Below are 24740 nucleotides of genomic sequence, written 5' to 3'. Positions count from 1 at the left end.
GTAAAAACAAGGGGGAGAGAACATGTATAAAATCGGTGAAGTAGCAGAGTTAACTGGGATGGGTATTCATACTTTGCGTTACTATGAGAAATTAGGATTATTACCACCACCAACGCGAAATAGCGGGATCCGCCAATATACAGAAGGTGATGTACGCCTTTTAAAATTTTTATATTCGTTAAAACAAACTGGAATGTCATTAGAAGAGATGGCTCAGTTTGCAAGTGATGGATGTATTATAGAGGAAATTAAGCAGAGAAAAGAGGAAGTACCGGCGAAAGTAAAAAAGAGAATTTCAATTTTAACAACTCACTTAGAGAGATTAAAAGAACAGCAGGAACAATTGCAAAAAGTTGTTCAGCTAACGGAGGAGAAACTAGAAATTTATTACGGTTTTCTAGAAGGTGGAAATTCGGAGGCTGACAATGAAAAATAAAGTATACGCTCAGTTACTTGGATTTGCGATTTTCACTGGTGGGACATTTAATGCTTCGAAATATGCTGTACAGTATTTCGAAGCAATTCATATAGCAGCATGGCGCTTTGGAATTGCTGCATTTGTGATGTTATGTTTGTTAAAAATACGAAAAGATTTTGAGGTAGAGGTATGGAGGGAGAATAAGACTTATTACTTTTTGCTAGGTATTGTTGGTGTATTCGGTTTTAACTTCTTTTTCTTTTTAGGTATGAAACATACAGAAGCTATGAATGGTGCACTGATTATGGCGACGAATCCGCTCGTTACGACGCTATTAGCAAGTTTTATTTTACGAGAAAAAATTATAAAACGCCAAGGTATTGGGATGTTACTTGCATTACTGGGTGTTGTTTTTGTACTGACACAAGGTTCGTTTACGATACTACAAAACTTATCATTTTCAAAAGGTGATTTTTATATTTTATTAGGGAATATTTGCTGGGCGTTATACGGTGTGCTAGGCAGAAAGTTTATTAAAACTAGTAGCCCAATACAAACGACGACATACACAATGACTATTGGTGCCACTGCCTTTATGATCATATCTTCCACTCAAAAAAATATCGTACCAGTTTTAGAAATTCCTTTGTTAGCTTGGGGAGCGATTCTTTTTATGGCAATTGGAATGAGCGTGCTCGGTTACTTATGGTGGAATAATGGAATTGCTCAAATTGGAGCAGCCAGAACATCTTTATTTTTTAATTTAGTGCCTGTTGTTACAATGATTATTTCTTTTATTGAAGGAGTAAATATAACGCCTGCACAGTCTGTAGGAATGATATTAGTTGTTACGGGTGTATTGTATTCTTCTAATTTTATACAAATAAAACCGAAAAAAAGTGTGAATATTTAACAATTTACATCTATAAGTGTTAGAATAATAAGAAAACTAAAAGGGGGCTAAAAAACATGTTCACACTTCGAGTAGACGATGAAATCGAATTACAGTTATTAGAGAAGCATCATAAAGAGGAACTATATCAATTAATAGATCAAAACCGTAATCATTTACGAAGATGGCTTCCTTGGGTAGATGGGGTAAAATCTGCTGGTGCGTATGATGAGATTTGTCCGATGTGGTTAAAGAAGTTTGCAGAGGGAGACGGTTTTGAAAGTGGTATCCGTTACAAAGGAAAGCTCGTTGGAATGGTAGGTATTCATCCAGTAAGCTGGGGGAAGAAAGCGGCAAGTCTCGGATATTATCTTGCAGAAGATGCTGGCGGGAAAGGCATTATGACGCGTAGCGTAAAGGCTGTACTTCACTATGCATTTGAGAATTTAAAATTAAATAAAATGGAAATTAGATGCGGTGTTGAAAATGTGAAAAGCCGCGCTATTCCAGAGCGTTTAGGTTTTAAGTTAGATGGTATTTTAAGAGATGATGAATGGCTATACGATCATTTTCACGATATCGCTGTATATAGTTTACTAGCTTCAGAGTGGAAGGAGATTCGATGAACGAGAAGATACGCATTATTCCGTATGAAAGTAAGTTTCAAGATGAAGTAGTAGATCTTATCGTTCATATTCAGCAAAAAGAGTACAATGTTCCCATTACGAAAGAAGAGCAGCCAGACTTGCTTGAAATAGGAACATTTTATCAAAGGAATCGTGGGAATTTTTGGGTAGCAATTTATGATGATAAAGTGATTGGAACAGTAGCTTTATTAGATATTAGGGACGATCAAGTCGCATTAAGAAAAATGTTCGTAAAAAAAGAATTTCGCGGAAAAGAGTGGGGCGCATCACATAAGTTGCTCCAAACAGCAATTTCGTGGGCTGAGAATAAAAAGTTGAAAGATATTTACTTAGGAACGACAGTGAAATTTGTAGCAGCGCATCACTTTTATGAAAAGAATGGTTTTCAAAGTGTGAGTATAGACAAGTTGCCGAAAAACTTTCCAGTGTTAGAGGTGGATAAGAAATTTTATAGGTACATTGTGTAAAAGGTCATTCAGAAATGGCCTTTTTTTACGAACTAAAATAGGTAAAAAGTGGTATAATTTAGGTAAGGGGGTGCGTGTATGAACTTTCCGATTCAAAGAAGTAAGTCAGTAGTCATTTTCGTTTGTCTCACATTAGCTTTTATGTTTGTATATCCACTTGTCATGATTGTCACAAATAAAGAGCAGTGGATGTCAGCGTTAATTGGAATGGGTTTATGCTTCCTTGTAAATGTACCACTCGTTTGGGAAGTATTTATTAAACAGCATAAAGTAGAAAATGGTGTATTAAAGTACGGTATTTTAAATGATGATATCGTATTGAAAGAGATAAGAATCATTCGTCAAGTTGGGAAGTCTCTAGAAATTACGACGAATGCGTATAAAGTACATATGGTGGCGATGCCGCAAGATATGAATGAATTTTTGGCGCTTATTGAGAAAGAGAATCCAAATGTAAAAATAGAAATGGCAGGTAAGAAATGAAATATGTAAAACCTTTGTTTTGTTTGGAAATATTGCTGGTGATTGTTATTTGCACTAGGGGATATATGAAATGGGATCTGCCCTTATATATACCAATATTAATAGGTACTATCGCAGTGGGACTTTTATATTATTTTCATTTTCAGCAAACAAAAAGTGAGAAAAGTAGCTCCATGTAGTACAGGAGGGTTAGAAATGAAAAAAATCTGTATGTTGTTTATGCTTCTGATAACAGCATCCTTTCTTGTAATAGGGTGTAGTGCGAAGAAGGAAAAGACTGATATGAACTTAGAAAAGGCGCAAAAGGTTGAAATTGAATCACTTACTGATTCAAGTGATAAAAAGGTAATCACCAATAAGAAAGAAATTGAAAAACTATTTGAAGTCATGAAAATGGATAAGTGGGAAATGCAGTCGGCTCCTTTAGATACTCCGCAAGGGAAAACATTTAAAATGTATCAAGAGGATACAACAAAATTATCAGAGTCGAGTAAAGATAAGAAGGACTTACATGAAATAGGTACGATGACAGTATATAAAGATGTTCCGTATGTTGAAGTTGAAATGAAAAATAAGAAGATGAGTTTTAAAGTGCCAGAAGATGTGGCGAAAGACTTATTAAAGTATTAAAAAACGCTCGGAGAACATTCCGAGCGTTTTTATTATTATTTTAAGTTCTCTGGGTTTAGAGCTTCTAATTCAGGTACAACGAAGCGTCCGTCTTTACGGATTAGTACGTCGTCGAAGTAAATTTCGCCGCCGCCGTATTCAGGGCGTTGGATGCATACTAAATCCCAATGAATGTTCGAGTTGTTGCCGTTCCATGCATCGTCATAAGCTTGTCCAGGAGTGAAGTGGAAGCTGCCATCGATTTTTTCATCGAATAGGATGTCTCCCATTGGATGTAAGATGTATGGGTTTACGCCGATTGCGAACTCACCAACATAGCGTGCACCTTCGTCTGTATCGAAGATTTTGTTAATGCGCTCTGTATCGTTTGCAGTTGCTTCAACGATTTGACCGTTCTCAAACTTAAGTTGTACATTTTCAAATGTATAACCATTGTAAGGAGATGGTGTGTTGTAAGAGACTGTACCGTTAACAGAATCGCGAACTGGTGCAGAATATACTTCACCGTCTGGAATGTTTAAATGACCTGAGCATTTAATAGCTGGAATGTCTTTAATAGAGAATGTTAAGTCAGTTCCAGGACCAGTTAGACGAACTTTATCTGTTTTATTCATTAATGTAACAAGGCTATCCATCGCCTTATCCATTTTACCGTAGTCTAAGTTACAAACTTCGAAGTAGAAGTCTTCGAAAGCTTCTGTGCTCATTTTAGCAAGCTGCGCCATAGAAGCATTTGGGTAGCGAAGAACAACCCAGCGTGTTTTCGGAACGCGAATGTCTCTATGAACTTTCTTACCAACTGTTTGACCATGAATTTGCATTCTTTCACTTGGTACGTCAGCTTGTTCGTTAATGTTATCGCCAGAGCGAAGGCCGATATAAGCATCCATATCTTTCATTACGCTTGCTTCATATGCAGCGATTTGTTCAAAATGTTCTTCAGTAGCACCCATTAATAAAGAGCGATCTACTTGATGATCTTTTAGAGAAACGAATGGGAAACCACCAGCTGCATATGCTTCTTTTACAAGTGCAGTTACAAGTTCTTTTTGTAAGCCAAAGTTTTCAATTAATACTTTTTCACCTTTTTGTAAACGGATAGAGTAGTTAATTAAATTGTATGCTAACTTTTCAATGCGTGGATCTTTCATATGTAAAGCCTCCCTACTAATTATGTATCCTCTCCTATTGTAACCTACTTAGTGGAATTTGTTGAATCATTTATGTTAAAGTTAACGAATAAGTATGAAAATTCTAATGGAAAGATAGGGATTAGAACGAAACGGAAAATGATTGTATAATAGGGGAAAGTATGAAAAAGATAAAGGAAGTGATGAAATGCAAGTTCTTTTATATGTAAGTGCGGCTATTATCGCGGTTGCTTTCGCTGTATTAGTAGTATATGTATGTAGAACGTTGTTATCGGTTCAGAAGACGTTAGAAAACGTTGCAAGCACGTTAGAAGGTTTAGAAAAGCAAATGCAAGGGATTAGCGTAGAGACGGAGCAATTATTACATAAAACAAATGCGTTAGCTGATGATATTCAACAGAAGTCACAATCATTAAATAAAGTAGTATCGGGTGTGGATGGAATTGGAACGACAATCCACTCTTTAAATACGAAACTTCGTAATGTATCAGAGTCTGTTACGGACGAAATTGAAAATAATGCGGATAAAGTAGCGCAAGTTGTACAATGGAGTAGCGCAGCAATTGAAGTATACAATCATTATCGTGCGTCAAGACAAGAGAAAAAGATTGAAAAAGAAGAGCGTAAATTAGAAAGACTTGAGAAAAAAGCTGAAAAGAAAGAGAAGCGCTCTAGACTTCGTATGAGAGGTGAATCGTAATGAATATGACAAAACTTGAAACAATTGAAGAGCTTGAAGTATTAGTAGAAAAAAACGAGCCGTATGTTCTTTTTAAACATAGTACGACATGCCCGATTAGTCATGGTGCCTATACAGAATTTCAAGCGTATTGCAGTGAAGAAAGAGCGGTACCAGCGTATTACTTATACGTACAAGATGCGAGAGATGTTTCAAATCGTGTTGCAGAACAGTACAGCATTAAACATGAATCTCCGCAAGTGTTATACATAAAAGATGGGATGGTAGTATGGAATACGTCTCATTGGAACATTAAAAAAGACACTTTAGAAGAGAATATTAAGTAAAAAGAAGCAAGCAAAAGGTGCTTGCTTCTTTTTTTTGTTTTTGTTGAAATATATTTAATGGTACACTGTTATTAGTTCAAATTAAATAACTAGATTGTTGAAAGTAGGTTTTAAGTAATGAAGAAAATGGCATTATCCTTCGCGGTCGTAAGTTTATTACTAGGAGCTTGTAGTAATGATACGATTAGTAAGAAGGATGAAGTTATACAGAAGGATACGAAAGAAAAAAGCATGATTCCGAGAACTGCTGTTTCTAAAGATTATTATAGAACTGTAATTCCTTTAAAAGAACAAAAGGTTATAAATACAGCTAATATAAAAACAAATTCTAAATTAGATTTAGCAGAGTATGAAAATGGTTTAATGAATATTGCAAAAGAGCAATTTGATACAGAAAATCACGTATTACAATTAAATCAGTATATTCCGGAGAAGCTAGTTGATGAACTAGTCGCAAAAGTAGAAGCACCCGTTTTGACAAATATTATAGAACAAGACTATTTCGGGAAGCAGAATTCAAATGAATTAAGTTTATCTGGCGTTGTGATTGGGTTAGCAATGTCTTCAAGTGTATCAAATGAAGAAGCAATGTCTAAGGGTACGGAGGTTGCCAAGCAACTTATTGAAGCTATTAATAAAAATAACAAGTATAATAAATCTCCAATTACGTTTGCTATCTTTAAGCAAGAGAGTACAAGTTCTTTGAAAAATGGTACGTATATTGCTAGTGCTACTGTTCAAAAGAATGATACGAACCTTGGAAATTGGAGTACGATTGATGAACAAGCATTTTCATATCCTTCTGATGAATTTAAACAAGCACATGGAGAAGATAATGAAAAAATAGATAAATTTGGTGAGGCGATGAAAGGTTTTTCTCCGGCAGATTTTATCCCAGTAAATGCTAAAGTGTCTTATAAAAAAAATCAAATGGATACATTAAATATGAATATTGTTATTAAATATAACGGTAAAACAGAATTAATGGCTCTTACCCAAATGGCTGCTCAAAGCATGTTAGACAAACTACCTAAAGATGCGAAAGTACAATTGCAGATAAAGTCTGAGAGTAAAATCGAGGCAATTATTATAAAAGAGAAAAACAGCGATAAACCGTTTGTTTCCTTCTTGTAAAAAAAGACAGTGTTTAAACTGTCTTTTTTTATTGTCGTTTTCTGTCAGCAAGTCGGTATATTCGAAAAATCGCCGATATAAATTTCATTCACTATCGTACCGCTTAAAATAAGGTTTCTACGTATGAGATATCTATATTTTTACAAAAAATGCTCTTTTTTTCATAAAAAATACGAAAATACGAGAAAAGAAGCGAATTTTTTCGAAACTTTTGCGGGAAAATATTGTATGAGCCTGCGTTTTTATCGTATCATTAGTAAAAGGAAGAACTCGGGACGATTGGTGGCATCTGCAAATAGAGTTGATGTCTTTTTTTCATTCAAGTAACCGATACATAAAAATAGATAACAAAAATAGAAGGAGTGTGCGATGAGATGAACGTAACAATATATGATGTAGCGCGCGAAGCAAACGTTTCAATGGCTACCGTATCTCGTGTTGTGAACGGTAACCCAAATGTAAAGCCTACAACAAGAAAGAAAGTATTAGAAGCAATTGATCGTTTAGGATACCGCCCAAATGCGGTAGCACGTGGACTAGCAAGTAAGAAGACAACTACAGTAGGTGTTATTATTCCTGATATCTCAAATACGTTTTATGCAGAACTTGCACGTGGAATTGAAGATATCGCAACAATGTACAAATATAACATCATTTTAAGTAACTCTGACCAAAACAAAGAGAAAGAGTTCCATTTATTAAATACGATGCTTGGAAAGCAAGTGGACGGAATTGTTTTCATGGGTGAAGATATTACAGACATTCACATTGAAGAATTTAAAAAGTCTCCAGTACCAATCGTATTAGCAGCGTCATTCGATGAGCAAAATGAAACGCCATCAGTAAATATCGATTATACACAAGCAGCTTACGATGCAATGAAGCACTTTATTGAACAAGGACATAAGCGTATCGGTTTCGTCTCTGGTCCTTTCATTGATAAAGCGGGAAGCGCGAAGAAGTTACAAGGTTATAAAAAAGCTCTAGAAGAAGCAGGTATTTCATATGATGAAAATCTTGTAATCGATGGAGACTACACATATGATTCAGGTATCGAGGCATTCGAAAAGCTTTGGGGCCTTGATGGCAAGCCAACAGCGATCTTCGTATCTTCTGACGAAATGGCACTAGGTGTAATCCATGCAGCACAAGACGCTGGATTAAACGTACCAACTGATGTAGAAGTACTTGGTTTCGATAATACACGCCTTGCATTAATGGTTCGTCCACAACTTTCAACAGTCGTACAACCAATGTATGATATCGGTGCAGTAGCAATGCGTCTATTAACAAAGTATATGAACAAAGAAAAAGTGGAAGATCACACTGTTATCTTACCTCACCGTATCCAATTTAGAGATTCAACGAAGTAAGTATAAAAAAGCTCACAGCGGTTGCTGTGAGCTTTTACTCGTATTCGGGGTAGTATTTTTGTACGACTGTATCTACCGTTTCATTTTTATTAACGTGTAAAAATCTTGCGTACAATTCTTTTCCGTTTTCAAATGGTGTATCGTCTAATTCAAACACATGCAACACTTTCCTGAACGTCCACGTCACTTGTTCATCATACATGTTATCGTATGTATCTTCAGATTGCATAGCGATTTTTTCACCTAGTTCATGAGCTTCTTCTAAACTGTTTGCTTTAACAAGAATAATACTTTCTTCAAAAAGTGTATCGTGATTTTCTTCATAATACTCATCCATTTTTGTAGGATCAGGCTCACCAGAATGAACAGATTCAAATAATAATTTTACAGCGTACATATTATGCTGCATGTTTCACTCTATAAATAATACTTGCGACAAGCGAAGCAGGTATTGTGAATACGTTACTTTGATAGTGATAATGTATTTGGGATTCTTCATAAGACATGTTGTCATATAGTTCGTTTTGTGACACATTCATTTTTTTCTGCTTTTCTTTGAGCATCTTAATATAGTTATACTGTATTGGGACGAGAATGATGAAATAAGCTAATACGATTAGTGAAATCCAAATCATTATGAACACTCCCTTATAAAGAATATTTATATATGGTAATTATATTGATTTATACGAAAGATATCCATTTATTTCTAGTGGTCAATTTCCTTTCCAAAATGAAATTGTTCCTTGTTATATGTCACATAAGTGCAAATTTAACTATTATAGGGCAATGTCATGTATAATAGAAAGAAAAGGCTTGTGAGGGGGGAGAAAAGATGATCGTTCTTTGGATAATTACGCTTTGTATAACTGCTATTTTTGCATATATGACGTTAAAACAAAATGGTTTAAAGCGATTTGTTCCAGGAAGTATTCTTGCAGGAATTGCCCTTATCACGTATGTAATTTCTATTTTTATTGAAAGTGTATCAGTGGATATGAGCACAAGTTTAATGTTTATCGGTATTACACTGTTTGCAAGTAGTATTATGATACTTATGGTTGCTGGTATTATTTTATTTATTCATATGAATTCGGAAACGTTATAGCATATAGAAAAGGCATGTCCCAAGGGGACATGCCTTTTTATCCGTTCAATTATGCTCTATCTTTAGAAGAATTTTGTTGCTTTAATAAGTCGCGAATTTCGCTAAGAAGTTCTTCTTCTTTTGTTGGTTCTGGAATTTCTTCCTCTTTTTCTTCTTCTTTTTTAGATGTTAGTTTGTTGAAAACCTTCACGAACATAAAGATAGAAGCTGCAATAATTAAGAAATCAAAAATAGTTTGGATGAAGTTACCATACATAACAGCAGATTTACCATATCCAAAGTGTAAACTTGTAAAGTCAACGCCACCTAATACCATACCAAGTAATGGTGTAATAATATCTTTTACTAAAGAACTAACGATTTTACCGAATGCAGCACCGATTACAACCCCGACAGCTAAATCAACGACATTCCCTTTGAACGCGAATTTCTTAAACTCGTTCCACATGTGTTAATCCCATCCTTTCCACGATTCATTATGAAATTTATAATTCCTATCAACATATTCTATAGAAATTTGCACGAGAAATAAAGGGGGAATGGGAATGAAAGTAAATTCTGAAAAATGTATCCGTTTTAATTTTTATTTACATTATCTAGTAGAGATTGCAACAGTTCCTGTGTTTTTAATCCTTCTAATCCATCTACAGCAGGTTTTGTATCTCCATGTACACATTCAATAAAATGATGAACAGCATCTTCAAAACCACGTTGCTTTAACGTCGTATCCCATGATGGTGAACCAATTTGAGAAACTGAATTTTCCTGCTCAACTTCAAATGTGTTCATATTTTTTACACGAATGATTTTTCCTGTCGTTACAAGTTCGACTTGTTCTAAATTCGTACCGGCATGGCGATGCATTGCTGTAGAAAGCAACAGTCCACTTGGCGTTGTATATGTATGATGCCCGTAAAGAAGTTCATTCTTTTCATTCATTTGCATCATATTATGAACGACGTTAAGATCATCGTTAGCTAACCAACGGGCAGTATCTACAATATGTAAGTAATCATCTAACATAGTAAAGTCGTACGTATATGGCCCGACTTTATTTGTACGATGCTTTTCAATTCGAACCCAAGAAATATTGTGAGCTTGTTCTTTTGCCGCAACATACATAGGAACGAATCGGCGATTAAATCCGACCATTAACTTTCGGTTATGCTTTTCGCTTAACTCGACTAATTTCTCAGCTTGTTCTACTGTAGCTGCTAGCGGCTTATCAACATAAACGTCGATTCCCTTTTTCAGAAGTTCAGAAACGATTTCATAATGTGTAGCAGTTGAACTATGGACGAAGATTGCATCGCATTCTGAAGCTAACGTTTCAATAGAATGAAAGTCTTGAATGCGGTATTGCTGGCAAACTTGTTTTCTTTTCTCCGCGTTAGGTGTAAACGCCCCTACAAAATTCCAATTTGTTTCTTTTGTAAGTGTTGGAAGATAGGCCTTTTGCGCAATACTTCCAAGGCCAATCATCCCAATTTTAGGTTTGTTCATGTTTATTCCCCCCACCCTATTAATAGTAATGTAACGGGTTAAATGTAGCATAGGGTGGGGGAGGAAGGCAAAAAATAGCTTTTTACTTATTCCCTTCTAACAAAATCTTCTCTATCTCTTCAAAGTGATGAGCACGAGCATGCTCTAGCGGGGTAACACCATCGTTGTCTGGAATGTTTATATCTGCGCCGTGTAGCGCTGTCTCCATGTTTGTCATCTCCTTTTTAACTTCTTGTTCTTGTTGTGAGCAACTTTGTAAAAACATTAAGCAAAAGATCATACTTAATGTTTTTTTGAACATGGAATTTCAACTGTAGGATAAGAACATTAAATTTTTATAAACTGCCGCTAAAATTACTATAAAATCGCTTGAGTATTTGAACATATATTTTTATGCTTATGAGTAATAAGGTTTGATAAAGTGAGGATGTAACATATGTCTATTAAAACAAGATTTTTATTCTCTTATATCGCTGTTATTCTCGTTTCTATCATGCTCATATTAGTCGCGGGATTTTTAATTGTTTTTTCTATAACAGGTGACTTGGAGTCAGTGAAAAATTTCTATAAAAGTTCCTATATTCAAAAGCCGCTTACGCCAGAAGAAGAGAATACGTATATGGAATTGAAATTAGCGGCAAAGAAAAATCAATCACAACTATTAGATGAATCGTTCGTTTCATCACTTGAAAAAGAAGGTGTGAAAATAGTTGTAAGAAAGGGAGAAACTATTTCTTATGCTACAAAAATATTTGAAAGTGTATCTTTAAAAGAAGCTCTTCCGAAATTTGAATCAGCAAATATTAATAGTCGTGGTACAACGGAACTAGGCGATACATTTTATCGATATGTAAAATTTGATTTTTATTTTCCAGGGGATGAAGAGGGGAGTATATTTGTACTAAAAAGACAAAGTTCATTTGTAGATCTTACACAAAAGTTATTTCCGATTTTGTTCGGAGCACTTTTACTGTTAGCTATTTTGCTTATTGGATTATTAAGTTACCTCGTCTCAAGAAGTGTAATAAAACCAATCTTCTTATTGAAAGATGCGACTGAGAAAATAAAAGAAGGGGATTTAAATTTTCAAATTCCAGTTACATCGCATGATGAAATCGGGCAATTAAATCAAGGATTTGAAGAAATGAGGAAGAAGTTAAAAGAATCGATTGAAGTGCAAACACAGTATGAAGAAAATCGAAAAGAGCTCATTTCAAACATATCTCATGATTTAAAAACACCAATTACTTCTATTATCGGATATGTGGAAGGTATAAAAGATGGGGTAGCAAATACGCCAGAAAAAATGGATAAGTATTTAACGACCATTCATACGAAGGCAAAACATATGGATACACTCATTGATGAGCTCTTTTTGTTTTCGAAGCTTGATTTGAATCGAGTTCCCTTTCAGTTTGAAACGATAGAGTTAAATGTGTTTATGCAGGAATTATTAGAAGAGATGCAAATGGATTTAAGTGAGGAAGGGATAGAAGTTTACTTACAATTACATTCATCACCACTATATGTAACGGCCGACTGCGAAAAGATAAATAGAGTGATATCCAATTTAATTCATAATAGTGTGAAATACATGGATAAAGAAGAGAAGAAAATTACTGTAACAGTATCCAGTGATAACAATACTGTTATTGTGAAAGTAATGGACAATGGATCAGGTATAGAAGCTGATACGCTGCCGTATATATTTGAGCGGTTTTATCGCGCAGAGCAATCGCGAAATTCTAACACAGGTGGAAGTGGACTTGGTTTAGCGATAGCGAAGCAAATTATTGAAGAACATGGCGGGGAAATTTGGGCAGAAAGTAAGCTTGGGGAAGGGACAAGTATTTTCTTCTCATTGAAAAAAGTACAGGAATGTGGTGAATAGAATGAAGAGAATTTTACTAGTAGAAGATGAAATAAGTATTGCAGAATTACAGCGAGATTATTTAGAAATTAGTGATTTTCAAGTGGATGTAGAACATTCAGGAGAAACCGGTTTACAAATGGCTTTGCAGGAAGATTATGATTTAATTATTTTAGACATTATGCTTCCGAAGGTGAACGGTTTTGAAATTTGTAAACAAATACGTGGCATAAAAGACATTCCGATTTTACTTGTTTCAGCAAAGAAGGAAGATATAGATAAAATTCGCGGACTCGGTTTAGGGGCGGATGATTATATAACGAAACCGTTTAGCCCGAGTGAATTAGTCGCAAGGGTAAAAGCGCATATTTCTCGTTATGAAAGATTATCAGGAAATGTGAGTAAGCAATGCGATACGCTATACATTCACGGGATTTCTATTGATCAGCGAGCGAGAAAAGTTTTTATAAACAATGAAGAAATCGCGTTTACAACGAAGGAATTTGATTTATTAACATTCTTTGTTACGCACCCAAACCAAGTATTAAATAAAGAACAGTTATTTGAACGTATTTGGGGACTAGAATCAGCTGGCGATTTAGCCACCGTCGTTGTTCACATTAGAAAACTACGTGAAAAAATTGAAAGAGATCCTGCTCAGCCGCAATATATTGAAACGGTGTGGGGGGCTGGTTATCGTTTTAACGTGTAATATACCTGCCGAGTAATTGGCAGGTTTTTTATGTTATTCGCTAAAAGGAAATAATAGGGAATTTTATGTTAAGATATAAAGAGAGATAAAACATAGTAGAGTATGAGAGGGCGTGCTACATTTTGGGAGATACATTAAAAGATAACAAATCACACAAGGCTTTAAAAATTGGGACTAATATTATACTTATCTTATTAATTATTGGTGCAATACAAATGTTTTATGATGAAGATTATACAAATGATCATTTCGGCTGGTTATTTTTAGTATTAGGTTGGATAGTTAGAAGCATTTTTAATATTACGATAGGCTTAAAAGAAGGAGATACAAAGTCAGTATTGCTTGATGTAGGTTTAGTACTCTTTTCCTTTTATCTTTTATTTTTATATAGTACGAAATATTTCTTCTGAAAAGTAAGCTCATAGTCTTATAGAGACTGTGAGCTTTTCTTAATAATAACGGTACTAGTGTAATGATTTATAAAATGTTTGAGTAGTAGAAGTAAACAGAGTCGCTTCTTCTAAAAAAGGATAATGGTTACTCTCCTCAAATGTCACAAAGATAGAATTACATATACCCTTATGTATCTCGATAGAATATTGAATCGGGCACTGTACATCATGTCTTCCGCATATAATAAGGGTCTTTGTTTGGATGGAAGGTAAATGATCTCTTAAATCAAATGATGGATATTCATTGGCGAAAACGTTCATCCGGCTAGCGGACATAGTTTTTTCGATTGGTTTACAAAAATAAGAGTTGTAGTTTTCGGGTTTATGCAGTGATAATTTTGTTCTCTCAGTAGATAGTTCTTTCCGTCCTTTCCTTGTAAGGTGAGGGCTTTTTAAGTTTTCGATGAGTTGTTGCATATAGTGAAACTGTGGATGTGCTGGGTGATAAATGCAAAATGGTGTTTCGGTATAGTTACTTGCTGCGGCTCCAACGATGACTAATGATTGTAAAGAATTTGGATACGTAATTGCGTATAGAAGTCCAAGCATACCGCCTGTTGAGTGGCCAGCGAAATGCCATGTTGGAAGTTGTAAAGCTTCTCGTATAGCTTCTAAATCGTGAATCGTTTCAATCATACGTAATTCTTTTTCTGAATTGGCTTTTACAGAGTTACCAGCGTCTCGTAAATTAATGAGGAATACAAGATGCGTAGAAGTGAAAACATCCGCAAAGTAATCACCAGTTTCATTAAATTGTGAATAGTGATGTGTAATACAAAGTGGTTCGCCATTTCCCTTTGTAAAAAGTTCAAATGTGCCACGTTTCGTGTTGATTATTTGTTGTGTCCACATAATATCACGACCTTTTCTCATAAAAGTTGAACCACTTAATTATGAAATAAAATATATCAGCCATTATCAAAATATATCGACTTACCGATAGAAACCGACAATAAGTAAAAGGAGGCTATTCAAAAACGAGCCTCCTTTTCGTTTAGTACAAAGATTTTTTCATATTATTCCGAATAATTTCGAGAGATTTCGCTACAGTTAATGCATTCTTTTCTTCAATTTCTGGTTTGCGGGGGATAGGTTTATACATGTTGTCTGGATCTTCCCATGTGAGGGGAAGTTCTGTTTCAGCTTGTCCTTTCCAAGCGTCAATCCATTCTGGAGGGAGATAACCTGAGATGTTTTGGATGTTGTTCATTTCGAGCCAAATGAGTGCCCAAGCTCTTGGGACGACGCGCCAGTGGTCATAGCCACCGCCGCCGACAGCAATCCAGCGACCTTCGCAATATTCGTTAGCGATTTCGCGAGCGAGCTTCGGTATTTCACGGTAAATATTCATTGTTGCACAAAGGTGTGTAAGTGGGTCGTAATAATGTGCGTCAGCACCGTTTTGCGTTAAAATAATATCTGGTTTAAAGTATGCGGCAACTTCTTTTACGACAGTTCGATAGGAATCTAAGAAAGATTCGTCTTCTGTAAAGGCATCGAGTGGAACGTTAAAAGAATAACTATAGCCATTACCTTGTCCGCGTTCATTTACAGCACCAGTTCCAGGGAATAAATAGCGCCCAGTTTCATGTAGTGAAATAGTGCATACGTTAGGATCGTCGTAAAAAGACCACTGTACACCATCACCGTGATGAGCATCTGTATCAATATATAAAACGCGTAAACCGTATTTCTTCTGAATATATTTCATAGCGATGGAACTATCATTATAAATGCAAAAACCAGATGCCTTGCCGCGGAAGCCGTGATGTAAGCCGCCTCCTAAGTTAAGCGCGTGTTTTACTTTCCCGGAAAGAACAGCATCGACGGCAGTTAATGTACCGCCAACGAGTAATGCACTTGCTTCATGCATATTTGGAAACATCGGTGTATCTTCTGTTCCGAGTCCATATGTCATCGCAATTGATTTTTCTAATTTACCTTCTCCAGCACGTTTTACCGCATTTATGTACTCCTCTGTATGGACGTAGGCGATCTCTTCATCTGTAGCCATCCGTGGTGAGATGACTTGGGAAGGAGAGATAAAACCACCCTTTTGTAATAAATCATACGTAAGTGTGACGCGCAGTTGGTTAAAAGGATGATCAGGGCTAAATGAATAGCCCTGAAAGTCATCCGAATAAATAAACGCGCTACTCATGCTTGCATCCCCATAATGTTCGGCCATAATACACGGTAGCCTTCTGCCTCAAGTGCATCAATCACTTTTAGCGGATTCATCGTTTGGATGCGGAAAACGAGTACTTTATCATTCTCATCTTTTGCTGGGTAGACGAGAACGCTCACGATATTGATTTGTAACTCACTAAAAATAGCAACGACTTTTCCGAGAATACCAGGTTCGTTTTTCACTTGAATTTCAATTTGTGAACTCGGTTGATGTGCTCCTGTTAATTTCACTAACGTGTGCAGCACGGTAGATTCAGAAATAATTCCAACTAACTTTCCAGCCTTTGTAACAGGAAGACAGCCAATTTTATTTTCAAAAAATAAAGTAGCAATTTCCTCAACGAAATCGAGAGGATGGCAAGTCATAACAGGATGTTTCATAATGAGTTCAAGCGGTTGCTTCAGCATATCGAGTGAAACTTGTTCATCTAAAATAGACGGACTTGCATCTCTTACATCCCGATCAGAAATAATGCCTACGACGTGATTATTTTGATCGACAATTGGAATGTGCCGAATGCCTTTCGTGCGTATCGTTCGGATTGCTGTTTCGATTGTATCGTTTGGATGTAGTGTCACCACATCTTGATTCATAATTTCTTCTACAATCATTCCAGTTGCCCCCTTTATTAATACATAAAACGATTGTGAAAACGTAGACGATCAAATGCTTGAATAGAATCCGTATCAACGCGTTTACCGATGCGGACCATTAAACAATTAGCAGGATGTGAACAAATTTCAGGATCATCTGTAGCCATCCATTGTAACCCGCCAGCATTCATCATTTTTTCCATTACTTTTCGGTACTCCCAAACATTTAAGCCTGTTTGTTTTAAATCCCAGTGCCAATAATATTCAGTCGTCAATATAATGTAATCTTCCATATAATCGTCCATCATTGAAACTTCTAATAAGTTCTTTCCGACAGCGCAACCGCGGAAGGCAGGGACAACTTCAATCGCCCCGAGTTCAATTAAGTTTTCCATCTTTCCTTCTGACCATCGTTCAAGTGGATCAGGATACAAGTATGTAACATATCCAACAATTGTTTGGTCATGTCTAGCAATAATGAGACGAGCTTCTGGCAATTTAGAAATTTCGACAATTGCTTTATATTGCTGCTCGGCAGGACGAAACGCAATTAAGTCTGGATGAAATTCATACATTTCTAAGTTATGTGTAGAGACAGGCCCTTCAATAATTAAAGTGCCTTTCGCTGTTTTTAAGTTTCTAGCATTATATATTTTTTTATGAATCAATGTATTGCTCACCACCTTGAGGGTTTGTGAATCTATTAATATCGTACTTTATAATATATGCGATGTGAATCGAAATTTGTCATTAAAAATTTGTCTAAAAATCAACAAATATACTGAAAATTTTAAATAATGTTATTATAATAGATAATAGAATACATAGGAGGGGGATGTAAAGTATGAAAGTAGAAACGCTTCCTGTCATTAAAGGAAAAAATAATTTGCCGAATTATGATGAGGCATACGCGAATTTTAACTGGGAAGAGGTTAATAAAAACTTTACTTGGAATGAAACAGGCCGAGTAAATATGGCGTATGAGGCAATTGATAAGCATGCGAAATCCGATCGAAAGAATAAAGTAGCCCTTTATTATCAAGATGGATCGCGAAAAGAGAAGTATACATTTAAGGAAATGAAGGATTTTTCTAATAAAGCAGGAAACGTCCTGAAAAATTATGGTGATGTAGAAAAAGGCGATCGCGTTTTTATTTTTATGCCGCGTTCCCCAGAGTTATATTTCGCACTTTTAGGTGCAGTGAAATTAGGGGCAATCGTTGGTCCGCTATTTGAAGCATTTATGGAAGGCGCAGTTCGCGACCGTTTAGAAGATAGCGAAGCGAAGGTGTTAATTACAACGCCTGAATTGTTAGAGCGCGTACCATTAAATGATTTACCAGCTTTGAAGACAGTCTTCCTTGTTGGAGATCATGTAGAAGAAGGCGGTAAAACAGTAGCGTTCAATCCTTTATTTGAACAAGCTTCAAAAGAATTACATATTGAATGGTTAGGCCGTGAAGACGGTTTGATTCTACATTATACGTCTGGTTCTACTGGTAAGCCAAAAGGTGTTCTTCATGCGCAGAACGCAATGGTTCAACACTATCAAACGGCGAAGTGGGTATTAGATTTAAAAGAAGACGATGTATATTGGTGCACAGCTGACCCGGGTTGGGTAACTGGAACAGCTTACGGTATTTTCGCACCGTGGTTAGTCGGTGCATCAAATGTTATTTTAGGTGGTCGTTTTAGTCCAGAAGCGTGGTATGAAGCGCTGCAAGATTACGGTGTAACAGTTTGGTACAGTGCACCAACGGCGTTCCGTATGTTAATGGGGGCTGGACAAGACGCAATTAAAAAATATGATTTATCACAAGTGCGCCACGTATTAAGCGTTGGTGAACCGTTAAATCCAGAAGTAATTCGCTGGGGTATGAACGCATTTGGACTTCGCATTCATGATACGTGGTGGATGACAGAAACAGGTGGACAAGTTATTTGTAACTACCCTTGTATGGAAATCCGTCCAGGTTCAATGGGGAAACCAATTCCAGGCGTGAAAGCAGCGATTGTTGATAATGAAGGAAATGAAGTGCCTCCTTACACAATGGGTAACTTAGCAATTGGTAAAGGTTGGCCAGCGATGATGCGTGGAATCTGGAATAACAAGCAAAAGTATGAATCTTACTTTATGCCAGGAGATTGGTACGTATCAGGTGACTCTGCTTATATGGATGAAGATGGATACTTCTGGTTCCAAGGACGTATTGATGATGTAATTATGACATCAGGCGAGCGCGTTGGTCCGTTTGAAGTAGAAAGTAAATTAATCGAGCATGCTGCTGTTGCGGAAGCTGGTGTAATTGGTATCCCGGATCCAGTGCGCGGAGAAATCATTAAAGCATTTATCGCGCTTCGAGCAGGATACGAACCATCTGAAGAATTAAAAGAAGAAATTCGTCAATTTGTAAAGAAAGGCCTCGCAGCTCATGCAGCGCCAAGACAAATTGAATTTAGAGATAAATTACCGAAAACGAGAAGTGGTAAAATTATGCGCCGCGTATTAAAAGCGTGGGAGTTAAACTTACCAACAGGTGACTTATCAACGATGGAAGATTAAGAGAGAAAGGTCTGAACAAGTAATATGTTCAGACCTTTCTTTTTTGTGATATCATGAACTTATATATATAAGTTAAAGGGGATAATAAAATGAAAACAGAAAAAGAAAAGATGATACTAGGCGAAATGTACATACCAGCTGATCCAGTTTTAGTACAAGAGAGGGAGCAAGCTCGTATATTAACGAGAAAATTAAATGAAACGTCAGAAGTACAATTAAAAGAGCGTAGCGAAATCGTAAAAGAATTATTTGGAACGACTGGAGATAACATTCATCTTGAATCTTCTTTTAGATGTGATTATGGCTATAACATTCACGTTGGCGAAAATTTTTACGCGAACTTTGACTGTACCATTTTAGATGTATGTCCAGTAACAATCGGAGTGAACTGTATGTTAGCTCCAGGTGTTCACATTTATACAGCAACACACCCGCTTAATCCGGTAGAGCGCATAAGCGGATCAGAATACGGAAAACCAGTTACAATTGGTGATAACGTATGGATTGGCGGAAGAGCTATTATTAATCCAGGTGTAACGATTGGAGACAATGCGGTGATCGCATCTGGCGCCGTTGTAACGAAAGATGTGCCTGATAATGTAGTAGTTGGCGGAAATCCCGCGAAGATTATTAAAAAAATAAAATAATATTTGAACGAAGTGCCTTCCTCGTCTGTATACACTTATGAAAGAATAGATGAGGGAGGCTTTTTTATGTCTAATAAATTACTTCTTATTTTTGCTTTACTTGGAATTATAGTCGTATTTTCTTGTGGTCTTTTCTTACCGATACCAATTGGATATAGAGTATCAATGCTTACAGCTGGAGTTATAATGAGTGTTGTGTTTTCAATTATTATTCCGTTTGATAGAAAACACATAGTACGAAAAAAAGGGAATAAAATCGATTTTACAAAAACAAAAGTTTATTTTCGCTGGAATGTATTTGATACGATTTCTGTTTGTCTGGCATTGTATGCATGCATATGTGTGCAGGTTTTAATTTTTTTAGTTCCAATGGGATTTACAATTCAAAATCCATATGTTCAATTTTTTACAAATCAATCGCAGTTGTGGGTTTTTATTGCAATTGCATATTTGATTTCCCGTATTTCATTAACGTTAAAAGGAATAAAGGAGATCAAAAATCATGGCGCAGATTGGGATTGAGGAGGAGCTCATGCTTGCGTATCAAAGTGGAGATAAGCAGGCTGGGGAAAAACTATATGTTTTAATCAAACCAGCGCTATACACATTTTTATATCGATTTAATCGAGATGAACAATTAAGCATCGATCTTGTGCAAGATACGTTTTTGACGTTAGAGCGTAAGAAACATATGTATGAACTTGAAAAAGGAAAAATAAAAACGTATTTATTTCAAATTGGTTATCGTCTAATGATTAATAAATTAAATAGAAGAAAAAAGTGGCGTACGCTTTTGCCATTTTTAGTGCCAATTCAGGAAAAAGAATTTTCTCACGAAGATCGGCTCACAGTAAGAGAGGCAATTTTGAAAGTTCCGGAAGAGCAGCGAGCTGTCCTTATTCTTTCTTATTATCATGATATGCAGCAAAAAGAAATTGCAGAGATATTAAACATTCCAATTGGAACAGTGAAGTCGAGACTTCATAACGGGATAAAGAAATTGAAACAATTGCTGGAGGTGGATGAAATTGAGCGAAAATCCCTTTAAGAGTGAATATAAATTAAGACAGCATTTAGATAGTGACTATGTAGAAGTACCGGACTTTCCAAAAACGGTAAGTCGCTTCGATCGATTAATCGGATTTCTTGGTTCTCCAGCGAAAGATCCTGTGGAGGCTACGATTGGGAATGATTTATCGGTTGTATTTCACGTATCGTTATTAGTTGGGGTTCCGGTGATTTCTCTTATTACGATACTCTTTGCGACGTTGTAAAGGATTGGGAAGAAGAGAAACTCGACCTCTATTTGACACGCCTATATAAATGATGGTATAAAGAAAAGTATATGAATAATTGAGCGTGGAAAGGGAGAAGTAGTGATCATTTCCCTGTTTTAGAGAGCTGATGGCCGGTGAAAATCAGCACATAGATGATCGCGAATTACGCCCCTAGAGCATCTTTTTTCGATTGAATGGTATTCAAAAGGGAAAAGACGGTGCTAAGCCGTTATGTAAATAAGGTGGTAGGCTTTTTTGGCCTGCAACTAGGGTGGTAACGCGATAATCAAAATCGTCCCTTATTTGAAGGGGCGATTTTTTTATGTTTTCAACCTTCACGCCAGTAATGAACTTAAAGGAGAGTATGTAGGATATGGGTATTTTACAAGATCTTGAATTTCGCGGTCTAATTAATCAGCAAACAGATGCTGAGGGACTTGAGCAATTATTAGAAAAAGAAAGCGTTAAATTATACTGTGGTTTCGACCCGACAGCGGATAGCTTACACATCGGTCATATGTTACCAGTGTTAATGTTACGTCGTTTCCAATTAGCTGGTCACCAACCGATTGCACTTGTTGGCGGTGGTACTGGTATGATCGGTGACCCAAGTGGTAAAAAAGCGGAGCGTACATTGAATACGAAAGATACAGTTGCTTACTACACAGAAAGCATTAAAAACCAACTTTCAAACTTCTTAGAGTTTGAAAACGTGGACAACCCAGCAACAATGGCTAACAACTATGACTGGCTTGGTAACTTAGATGTTATTTCATTCTTACGCGATATCGGTAAAAACTTCGGTTTAAATTATATGTTAGCAAAAGATACAGTAGCATCTCGTTTGGAAACTGGTATTTCATTCACTGAGTTTAGTTACATGATTTTACAATCATACGACTTCTTAAACTTATACCAACAACATAATTGCCGTCTGCAAATCGGTGGTAGTGACCAATGGGGTAACATTACAGCTGGTCTTGAATTAATCCGTAAATCAGAAGAAGATGCGAAAGCATTCGGTTTAACAATTCCACTAGTTACGAAATCTGACGGTACGAAGTTTGGTAAAACAGAAGGCGGCGCAATTTGGTTAGACCCAGAGAAAACAACTCCTTACGAATTCTACCAATTCTGGATTAACACAGATGACCGCGACGTTGTTAAATACTTAAAATACTTCACATTCTTATCTCATGAAGAAATTCTTGAACTTGAGAAGCAAGTAGCTGAAGCACCAGAAAAACGTGCAGCACAAAAAGCATTAGGTGCAGAAATGACAAAACTTGTTCACGGCGAAGAAGCATTAGAGCAAGCGATTAAAATTTCAGCTGCATTATTCAGCGGTTCTGTAGCAGAACTGACTGCAAGCGAAATCGAGCAAGGTTTCAAAGACGTACCATCTGTAGAACGTACTGCAGATGATACAGTATTAATCGACTTACTAGTAGAAAGCAAAATCTCTCCATCAAAACGTCAAGCACGTGAAGATGTAACGAATGGCGCAATTTACGTAAACGGTGAGCGTACACAAGCATTAGACTATGTTGTAACAGAAAACGACCGCATCGAAGGTAAATTCACAATCATTCGTCGCGGTAAAAAGAAATATTTCTTAATTCGTTACTAATTAGAAACGAATATAAACAAATAGTACCCTGAATTATAGGCTGAAAAGTTTATGATTCGGGGTTTTTATGTATGAATTTAGTTTACCTTACGAGTTCTTGTAAATAGAATATGAAGAATTAATACGAGCATATAAAGTAAGCTAATGAGCATAACAATAAATGCTGTTGGATAAAATTTTGCTGCATATATAAAGAAATCGATTTGATAAATATCTTCGTAATTTGAAACGGTGCCTTTAAAGTAATTCGTAAACTTAGCGCTATATTTCCATTCATCAGGATTATCTATTAAATTATTCCCCTGATACCAATTAATAAGTGCGGAAGTAATAAACAACATACATGCACTACCTAATTGAACCATTTGGTTTATTGTCAAAATGAATCAACCTCCTATTTACTGGTTATTATAGCGTTCATTCGTATTCCTGTAACCTTTTTGTTGTAATCTCCTTTTCGAGTTCATACGGAAATCACATGTAAGCGGTATGATAAAGGTATAACAACTAGAAAGGAGTGGTAAAACGAAATGTCACTAGAAGCGCTCATTATTTTTTCTTTGCTAAACGCGGGTCAGCTTGCAGAGAATTCGAAGGTGGATGTACATAAAGAGCAGAAAGATGCTTATGTATATGTTCAGAAAGAGGAAAATAAATAATTTTATTTTATATATAACGAAAAAAGCCAATCCACAGGATTGGCTTTTTGTCATTAACGAGAGTAGAACTCCTTAGTATTAAAACCCCTTATATTATCAAGGTTTCGAGGTATGATTTTAAAAATCCCCCCCAAAAGTTCCCCCAGCTGTAAGTAAACTTGTACTAAATGCAGCGACTGACTCTTCTTCTAATTCCTTAAATGAATGACCATATATATCAAAAATCATCTGCGGTGTATTACCTAAACGATCAGCAATAACTTTTACTGGTATCCGCTGGCTAATTAATAATGTCGCATGTGTGTGTCTTAAACCATGTGGAGTGATTTTTTTCAAAGTTGTATGTTTTAATATGCGTTGAAAACTATACATTAAAGGGTTATCTGTTATAGGTGTTCCAGATTGATAAGATATGAAAATAAAATCATCGTCGTTTAAGTGCAGGCCGAAAGAGAGCTTTGTTTTTTTACACCATGTTCTATAGGCCTTCAATTGATTAATGAGAGTATCATCAATTAAAATCGTACGGAAGCTATTTTTAGTTTTGGGTGTGCGTGTTCCCTTGTTATCACGAGTGCGTTCTACAGTTAGAGTTTTTTCTTCGAAATTAATGTTTTTCCACTGTAACCCGAGTGCCTCACCTTTTCTTAATCCAGTGAAAGCAAGTAACAAAATTATGCTATAGTTTGTGATGTTTTCGTGCTTTTTAGCAGCTGCTATGAATTCATTTAACTCTTCAGCTGTGAAGAAGTTTTCTACTGTCTTTTCTTCATTTGGTATTGTAATTTTATTAAATCTATTACGAGGAATAAGTTCATCATCCACAGCTGCATTGATTGCAATTTTAAAAAGTCTGTGAAAAAGTTGAACGGTACTAGGTTTATATCTCTTTAATAGTTCATTGATATAAACACGCTTGTAAGTTGATTTATCTAACTCAGATAATTTATATTTACCGAGCAGTGGTTTCATTTGATATTTAATAGCATTTTCTCGTTGTGAACATGAAGAGATCTTCCATTCATTTTTGTGAGTTTCATACCATATATCTAACCATTCTGAAATAGTTAAATTGGAGTTTTTAACCTGTTTAACTTCACCATTTAAGATACTTGTCTTAACTTCAAGTAACCCTCGGTAAGCTTCATTTTCAGATTTATAACCCTGTTTGTATTTTTCTCGCCTTTTTCCTAATGAATCATAGTATCTATGTCTAAAACACCATAGTTTTACACCTTTGGTATTGAAATAATAGTATAATTCAGGATCTTTCTTTGTTTTATATAGTTTCATTATTTATCTACCCTTTCGTGC

33 protein-coding genes, 1 pseudogene and 1 other annotated feature are annotated in these 24740 nt (G+C 36.0%); of the genes and pseudogenes, 22 read left to right on the top strand and 12 right to left on the bottom strand.

The window, feature by feature from the left end; genetic code table 11:
- Positions 1-22: 22 nt before the first annotated feature.
- The 7 genes from COL05_RS27140 to COL05_RS27110 all read left to right on the top strand — a co-directional run bounded on the left by COL05_RS27140 (position 23) and on the right by COL05_RS27110 (position 3537).
- Positions 23-436 carry a MerR family transcriptional regulator gene (locus COL05_RS27140; protein ID WP_098670847.1) on the top strand — a complete coding sequence of 138 codons (414 nt, stop codon included), beginning with the start codon at positions 23-25 and terminating at the stop codon, positions 434-436.
- A complete protein-coding gene (locus tag COL05_RS27135) occupies positions 426-1331 on the top strand; it encodes a DMT family transporter (protein WP_098670846.1) in 906 nt (301 codons plus the stop codon). The genes COL05_RS27140 and COL05_RS27135 overlap by 11 nt, the downstream gene beginning before the upstream one ends.
- Positions 1332-1387: 56 nt before the next feature.
- Positions 1388-1936 (top strand): GNAT family N-acetyltransferase, encoded by a 549-nt coding sequence (locus COL05_RS27130; protein ID WP_098670845.1) that lies wholly within the window; start codon positions 1388-1390, stop codon positions 1934-1936.
- Positions 1933-2424 (top strand): GNAT family N-acetyltransferase, encoded by a 492-nt coding sequence (locus COL05_RS27125; RefSeq protein WP_098670844.1) that lies wholly within the window; start codon positions 1933-1935, stop codon positions 2422-2424. Before COL05_RS27130 ends, COL05_RS27125 begins: the two co-directional genes overlap by 4 nt.
- Positions 2425-2502: 78 nt before the next feature.
- Positions 2503-2907 carry a PH domain-containing protein gene (locus COL05_RS27120; RefSeq protein ID WP_098670843.1) on the top strand — a complete coding sequence of 135 codons (405 nt, stop codon included), beginning with the start codon at positions 2503-2505 and terminating at the stop codon, positions 2905-2907.
- Positions 2904-3086, top strand: a complete 183-nt coding sequence (locus COL05_RS27115; protein ID WP_098670842.1) for a hypothetical protein — start codon at positions 2904-2906, stop codon at positions 3084-3086. Before COL05_RS27120 ends, COL05_RS27115 begins: the two co-directional genes overlap by 4 nt.
- A gap of 16 nt (positions 3087-3102) precedes the next feature.
- The gene (locus COL05_RS27110) at positions 3103-3537 is read left to right on the top strand and encodes a hypothetical protein (protein ID WP_098670841.1); all 435 of its coding nucleotides are present in this window, start codon (positions 3103-3105) and stop codon (positions 3535-3537) included.
- Between the two features lie 35 nt (positions 3538-3572).
- Here COL05_RS27110 and COL05_RS27105 read toward each other — a convergent pair whose 3' ends face one another.
- Positions 3573-4688: an aminopeptidase gene (locus tag COL05_RS27105; protein WP_000654739.1), complete on the bottom strand. Its 1116-nt coding sequence runs from the start codon at positions 4686-4688 to the stop codon at positions 3573-3575.
- Between the two features lie 187 nt (positions 4689-4875).
- Between COL05_RS27105 and COL05_RS27100 the strand changes: the two genes are divergently transcribed.
- From COL05_RS27100 to ccpA, 4 genes are all read left to right on the top strand, one after another.
- On the top strand, positions 4876-5388 hold the full coding sequence (locus COL05_RS27100; protein ID WP_080448715.1) for a DUF948 domain-containing protein: 513 nt from the start codon (positions 4876-4878) through the stop codon (positions 5386-5388).
- Positions 5388-5714, top strand: a complete 327-nt coding sequence (ytxJ, locus tag COL05_RS27095) for a bacillithiol system redox-active protein YtxJ (protein WP_098670840.1) — start codon at positions 5388-5390, stop codon at positions 5712-5714. The genes COL05_RS27100 and ytxJ overlap by 1 nt, the downstream gene beginning before the upstream one ends.
- A gap of 117 nt (positions 5715-5831) precedes the next feature.
- Entirely contained in the window at positions 5832-6848 is a 1017-nt protein-coding gene (locus COL05_RS27090; protein WP_098670839.1) for a CamS family sex pheromone protein, read from the top strand.
- Between the two features lie 374 nt (positions 6849-7222).
- The gene (gene ccpA / locus COL05_RS27080; protein ID WP_048531809.1) at positions 7223-8221 is read left to right on the top strand and encodes a catabolite control protein A; all 999 of its coding nucleotides are present in this window, start codon (positions 7223-7225) and stop codon (positions 8219-8221) included.
- A 34-nt stretch (positions 8222-8255) separates the two neighbouring features.
- Here ccpA and COL05_RS27075 read toward each other — a convergent pair whose 3' ends face one another.
- Together COL05_RS27075 and COL05_RS27070 are read right to left on the bottom strand one after the other, a co-directional pair.
- Positions 8256-8618 (bottom strand): DUF4288 domain-containing protein, encoded by a 363-nt coding sequence (locus tag COL05_RS27075; RefSeq protein ID WP_142337683.1) that lies wholly within the window; start codon positions 8616-8618, stop codon positions 8256-8258.
- Between the two features lies 1 nt (position 8619).
- Positions 8620-8856, bottom strand: a complete 237-nt coding sequence (locus COL05_RS27070; protein ID WP_098670836.1) for a DUF3949 domain-containing protein — start codon at positions 8854-8856, stop codon at positions 8620-8622.
- 200 nt (positions 8857-9056) lie between these two features.
- On the opposite strand from COL05_RS27070, the gene COL05_RS27065 reads away from it, so the two are divergent.
- Positions 9057-9329 carry a DUF3917 domain-containing protein gene (locus COL05_RS27065; RefSeq protein WP_098670835.1) on the top strand — a complete coding sequence of 91 codons (273 nt, stop codon included), beginning with the start codon at positions 9057-9059 and terminating at the stop codon, positions 9327-9329.
- A 49-nt stretch (positions 9330-9378) separates the two neighbouring features.
- Here the strand turns inward: COL05_RS27065 and mscL are convergent, their stop codons facing one another.
- The 3 genes and pseudogenes from mscL to COL05_RS32385 form a co-directional block, all read right to left on the bottom strand.
- Complete coding sequence (gene mscL, locus COL05_RS27060) at positions 9379-9777, bottom strand: large conductance mechanosensitive channel protein MscL (protein WP_098670834.1); 399 nt, start codon at positions 9775-9777, stop codon at positions 9379-9381.
- Between the two features lie 128 nt (positions 9778-9905).
- Complete coding sequence (locus COL05_RS27055) at positions 9906-10832, bottom strand: Gfo/Idh/MocA family protein (protein WP_098670833.1); 927 nt, start codon at positions 10830-10832, stop codon at positions 9906-9908.
- 82 nt (positions 10833-10914) lie between these two features.
- Positions 10915-11025: pseudogene (locus COL05_RS32385) on the bottom strand (ankyrin repeat domain-containing protein); the annotation flags it as partial.
- A 243-nt stretch (positions 11026-11268) separates the two neighbouring features.
- Between COL05_RS32385 and COL05_RS27045 the strand changes: the two are divergent.
- The 3 genes from COL05_RS27045 (at position 11269) to COL05_RS27035 (ending at position 13824) form a co-directional block, all read left to right on the top strand.
- Positions 11269-12723, top strand: a complete 1455-nt coding sequence (locus tag COL05_RS27045) for a HAMP domain-containing sensor histidine kinase (protein WP_098670831.1) — start codon at positions 11269-11271, stop codon at positions 12721-12723.
- Between the two features lies 1 nt (position 12724).
- Complete coding sequence (locus COL05_RS27040; protein WP_098670830.1) at positions 12725-13414, top strand: response regulator transcription factor; 690 nt, start codon at positions 12725-12727, stop codon at positions 13412-13414.
- A 122-nt stretch (positions 13415-13536) separates the two neighbouring features.
- Positions 13537-13824: a hypothetical protein gene (locus COL05_RS27035; protein ID WP_098670829.1), complete on the top strand. Its 288-nt coding sequence runs from the start codon at positions 13537-13539 to the stop codon at positions 13822-13824.
- Positions 13825-13878: 54 nt separating this feature from the next.
- Here COL05_RS27035 and COL05_RS27030 read toward each other — a convergent pair whose 3' ends face one another.
- The 4 genes from COL05_RS27030 to acuA form a co-directional block, all read right to left on the bottom strand.
- Positions 13879-14739 (bottom strand): alpha/beta fold hydrolase, encoded by an 861-nt coding sequence (locus tag COL05_RS27030; RefSeq protein ID WP_142337681.1) that lies wholly within the window; start codon positions 14737-14739, stop codon positions 13879-13881.
- Between the two features lie 121 nt (positions 14740-14860).
- Positions 14861-16027, bottom strand: a complete 1167-nt coding sequence (gene acuC / locus COL05_RS27025) for an acetoin utilization protein AcuC (RefSeq protein WP_098670828.1) — start codon at positions 16025-16027, stop codon at positions 14861-14863.
- Positions 16024-16668, bottom strand: coding sequence for an acetoin utilization AcuB family protein (locus tag COL05_RS27020; protein ID WP_000634568.1), 645 nt, complete (start codon positions 16666-16668; stop codon positions 16024-16026). The genes acuC and COL05_RS27020 overlap by 4 nt, the downstream gene beginning before the upstream one ends.
- A gap of 17 nt (positions 16669-16685) precedes the next feature.
- Entirely contained in the window at positions 16686-17318 is a 633-nt protein-coding gene (acuA, locus tag COL05_RS27015; RefSeq protein ID WP_000581384.1) for an acetoin utilization protein acetyltransferase AcuA, read from the bottom strand.
- Positions 17319-17494: 176 nt separating this feature from the next.
- Here acuA and acsA point away from each other — a divergent pair, with 176 nt between their 5' ends.
- The 6 genes from acsA (at position 17495) to tyrS (ending at position 22767) form a co-directional block, all read left to right on the top strand.
- Positions 17495-19213, top strand: a complete 1719-nt coding sequence (acsA, locus tag COL05_RS27010; RefSeq protein ID WP_098670827.1) for an acetate--CoA ligase — start codon at positions 17495-17497, stop codon at positions 19211-19213.
- Positions 19214-19302: 89 nt separating this feature from the next.
- Entirely contained in the window at positions 19303-19860 is a 558-nt protein-coding gene (locus COL05_RS27005; protein ID WP_098670826.1) for a maltose acetyltransferase domain-containing protein, read from the top strand.
- A gap of 66 nt (positions 19861-19926) precedes the next feature.
- Positions 19927-20382, top strand: coding sequence for a hypothetical protein (locus COL05_RS27000; RefSeq protein WP_098670825.1), 456 nt, complete (start codon positions 19927-19929; stop codon positions 20380-20382).
- On the top strand, positions 20363-20908 hold the full coding sequence (locus COL05_RS26995) for an RNA polymerase sigma factor (RefSeq protein ID WP_000057187.1): 546 nt from the start codon (positions 20363-20365) through the stop codon (positions 20906-20908). Before COL05_RS27000 ends, COL05_RS26995 begins: the two co-directional genes overlap by 20 nt.
- A complete protein-coding gene (locus COL05_RS26990) occupies positions 20889-21134 on the top strand; it encodes a hypothetical protein (RefSeq protein ID WP_098670824.1) in 246 nt (81 codons plus the stop codon). Before COL05_RS26995 ends, COL05_RS26990 begins: the two co-directional genes overlap by 20 nt.
- Before the next feature lie 77 nt (positions 21135-21211).
- Positions 21212-21440, top strand: a binding site (T-box leader).
- A 70-nt stretch (positions 21441-21510) separates the two neighbouring features.
- Entirely contained in the window at positions 21511-22767 is a 1257-nt protein-coding gene (gene tyrS, locus COL05_RS26985) for a tyrosine--tRNA ligase (protein WP_098670823.1), read from the top strand.
- A gap of 77 nt (positions 22768-22844) precedes the next feature.
- Here the strand turns inward: tyrS and COL05_RS26980 are convergent, their stop codons facing one another.
- The gene (locus tag COL05_RS26980) at positions 22845-23147 is read right to left on the bottom strand and encodes a YjdJ family protein (RefSeq protein ID WP_098670822.1); all 303 of its coding nucleotides are present in this window, start codon (positions 23145-23147) and stop codon (positions 22845-22847) included.
- Positions 23148-23297: 150 nt separating this feature from the next.
- Here COL05_RS26980 and COL05_RS26975 point away from each other — a divergent pair, with 150 nt between their 5' ends.
- A complete protein-coding gene (locus COL05_RS26975; protein ID WP_000050944.1) occupies positions 23298-23426 on the top strand; it encodes a hypothetical protein in 129 nt (42 codons plus the stop codon).
- A gap of 117 nt (positions 23427-23543) precedes the next feature.
- Here COL05_RS26975 and COL05_RS26970 read toward each other — a convergent pair whose 3' ends face one another.
- Complete coding sequence (locus COL05_RS26970; RefSeq protein WP_098670821.1) at positions 23544-24719, bottom strand: site-specific integrase; 1176 nt, start codon at positions 24717-24719, stop codon at positions 23544-23546.
- Positions 24720-24740: the final 21 nt, after the last annotated feature.

This window comes from Bacillus sp. AFS059628 (assembly GCF_002571225.1).
Classification (GTDB): Bacteria; Bacillota; Bacilli; order Bacillales; family Bacillaceae_G; genus Bacillus_A.
The sequence above is the reverse complement of the archived record's forward strand: the minus strand, read 5'-3'. Positions and strand labels throughout refer to the sequence as shown.

Excerpts from the sequence above, each read along its gene's own strand:
- COL05_RS27100 (WP_080448715.1), top strand. The coding sequence starts at position 4,876 with ATGCAAGTTCTTTTATATGTAAGTGCGGCTATTATCGCGGTTGCTTTC.
- COL05_RS27070 (WP_098670836.1), bottom strand. The coding sequence starts at position 8,856 with ATGATTTGGATTTCACTAATCGTATTAGCTTATTTCATCATTCTCGTC.
- COL05_RS26995 (WP_000057187.1), top strand. The coding sequence starts at position 20,363 with ATGGCGCAGATTGGGATTGAGGAGGAGCTCATGCTTGCGTATCAAAGT.
- acsA (WP_098670827.1), top strand. The coding sequence starts at position 17,495 with ATGAAAGTAGAAACGCTTCCTGTCATTAAAGGAAAAAATAATTTGCCG.
- COL05_RS27045 (WP_098670831.1), top strand. The coding sequence starts at position 11,269 with ATGTCTATTAAAACAAGATTTTTATTCTCTTATATCGCTGTTATTCTC.
- COL05_RS27110 (WP_098670841.1), top strand. The coding sequence starts at position 3,103 with ATGAAAAAAATCTGTATGTTGTTTATGCTTCTGATAACAGCATCCTTT.
- COL05_RS27055 (WP_098670833.1), bottom strand. The coding sequence starts at position 10,832 with ATGAACAAACCTAAAATTGGGATGATTGGCCTTGGAAGTATTGCGCAA.
- COL05_RS27135 (WP_098670846.1), top strand. The coding sequence starts at position 426 with ATGAAAAATAAAGTATACGCTCAGTTACTTGGATTTGCGATTTTCACT.
- COL05_RS27115 (WP_098670842.1), top strand. The coding sequence starts at position 2,904 with ATGAAATATGTAAAACCTTTGTTTTGTTTGGAAATATTGCTGGTGATT.
- COL05_RS27130 (WP_098670845.1), top strand. The coding sequence starts at position 1,388 with ATGTTCACACTTCGAGTAGACGATGAAATCGAATTACAGTTATTAGAG.
- COL05_RS27040 (WP_098670830.1), top strand. The coding sequence starts at position 12,725 with ATGAAGAGAATTTTACTAGTAGAAGATGAAATAAGTATTGCAGAATTA.
- COL05_RS27000 (WP_098670825.1), top strand. The coding sequence starts at position 19,927 with ATGTCTAATAAATTACTTCTTATTTTTGCTTTACTTGGAATTATAGTC.
- COL05_RS27140 (WP_098670847.1), top strand. The coding sequence starts at position 23 with ATGTATAAAATCGGTGAAGTAGCAGAGTTAACTGGGATGGGTATTCAT.
- COL05_RS27105 (WP_000654739.1), bottom strand. The coding sequence starts at position 4,688 with ATGAAAGATCCACGCATTGAAAAGTTAGCATACAATTTAATTAACTAC.
- COL05_RS27030 (WP_142337681.1), bottom strand. The coding sequence starts at position 14,739 with ATGAGAAAAGGTCGTGATATTATGTGGACACAACAAATAATCAACACG.
- acuC (WP_098670828.1), bottom strand. The coding sequence starts at position 16,027 with ATGAGTAGCGCGTTTATTTATTCGGATGACTTTCAGGGCTATTCATTT.
- COL05_RS27005 (WP_098670826.1), top strand. The coding sequence starts at position 19,303 with ATGAAAACAGAAAAAGAAAAGATGATACTAGGCGAAATGTACATACCA.
- COL05_RS26975 (WP_000050944.1), top strand. The coding sequence starts at position 23,298 with ATGTCACTAGAAGCGCTCATTATTTTTTCTTTGCTAAACGCGGGTCAG.
- COL05_RS27075 (WP_142337683.1), bottom strand. The coding sequence starts at position 8,618 with ATGTACGCTGTAAAATTATTATTTGAATCTGTTCATTCTGGTGAGCCT.
- ccpA (WP_048531809.1), top strand. The coding sequence starts at position 7,223 with ATGAACGTAACAATATATGATGTAGCGCGCGAAGCAAACGTTTCAATG.
- COL05_RS27125 (WP_098670844.1), top strand. The coding sequence starts at position 1,933 with ATGAACGAGAAGATACGCATTATTCCGTATGAAAGTAAGTTTCAAGAT.
- COL05_RS27020 (WP_000634568.1), bottom strand. The coding sequence starts at position 16,668 with ATGATTGTAGAAGAAATTATGAATCAAGATGTGGTGACACTACATCCA.
- mscL (WP_098670834.1), bottom strand. The coding sequence starts at position 9,777 with ATGTGGAACGAGTTTAAGAAATTCGCGTTCAAAGGGAATGTCGTTGAT.
- ytxJ (WP_098670840.1), top strand. The coding sequence starts at position 5,388 with ATGAATATGACAAAACTTGAAACAATTGAAGAGCTTGAAGTATTAGTA.
- COL05_RS27120 (WP_098670843.1), top strand. The coding sequence starts at position 2,503 with ATGAACTTTCCGATTCAAAGAAGTAAGTCAGTAGTCATTTTCGTTTGT.
- COL05_RS26970 (WP_098670821.1), bottom strand. The coding sequence starts at position 24,719 with ATGAAACTATATAAAACAAAGAAAGATCCTGAATTATACTATTATTTC.
- tyrS (WP_098670823.1), top strand. The coding sequence starts at position 21,511 with ATGGGTATTTTACAAGATCTTGAATTTCGCGGTCTAATTAATCAGCAA.
- COL05_RS27090 (WP_098670839.1), top strand. The coding sequence starts at position 5,832 with ATGAAGAAAATGGCATTATCCTTCGCGGTCGTAAGTTTATTACTAGGA.
- COL05_RS27065 (WP_098670835.1), top strand. The coding sequence starts at position 9,057 with ATGATCGTTCTTTGGATAATTACGCTTTGTATAACTGCTATTTTTGCA.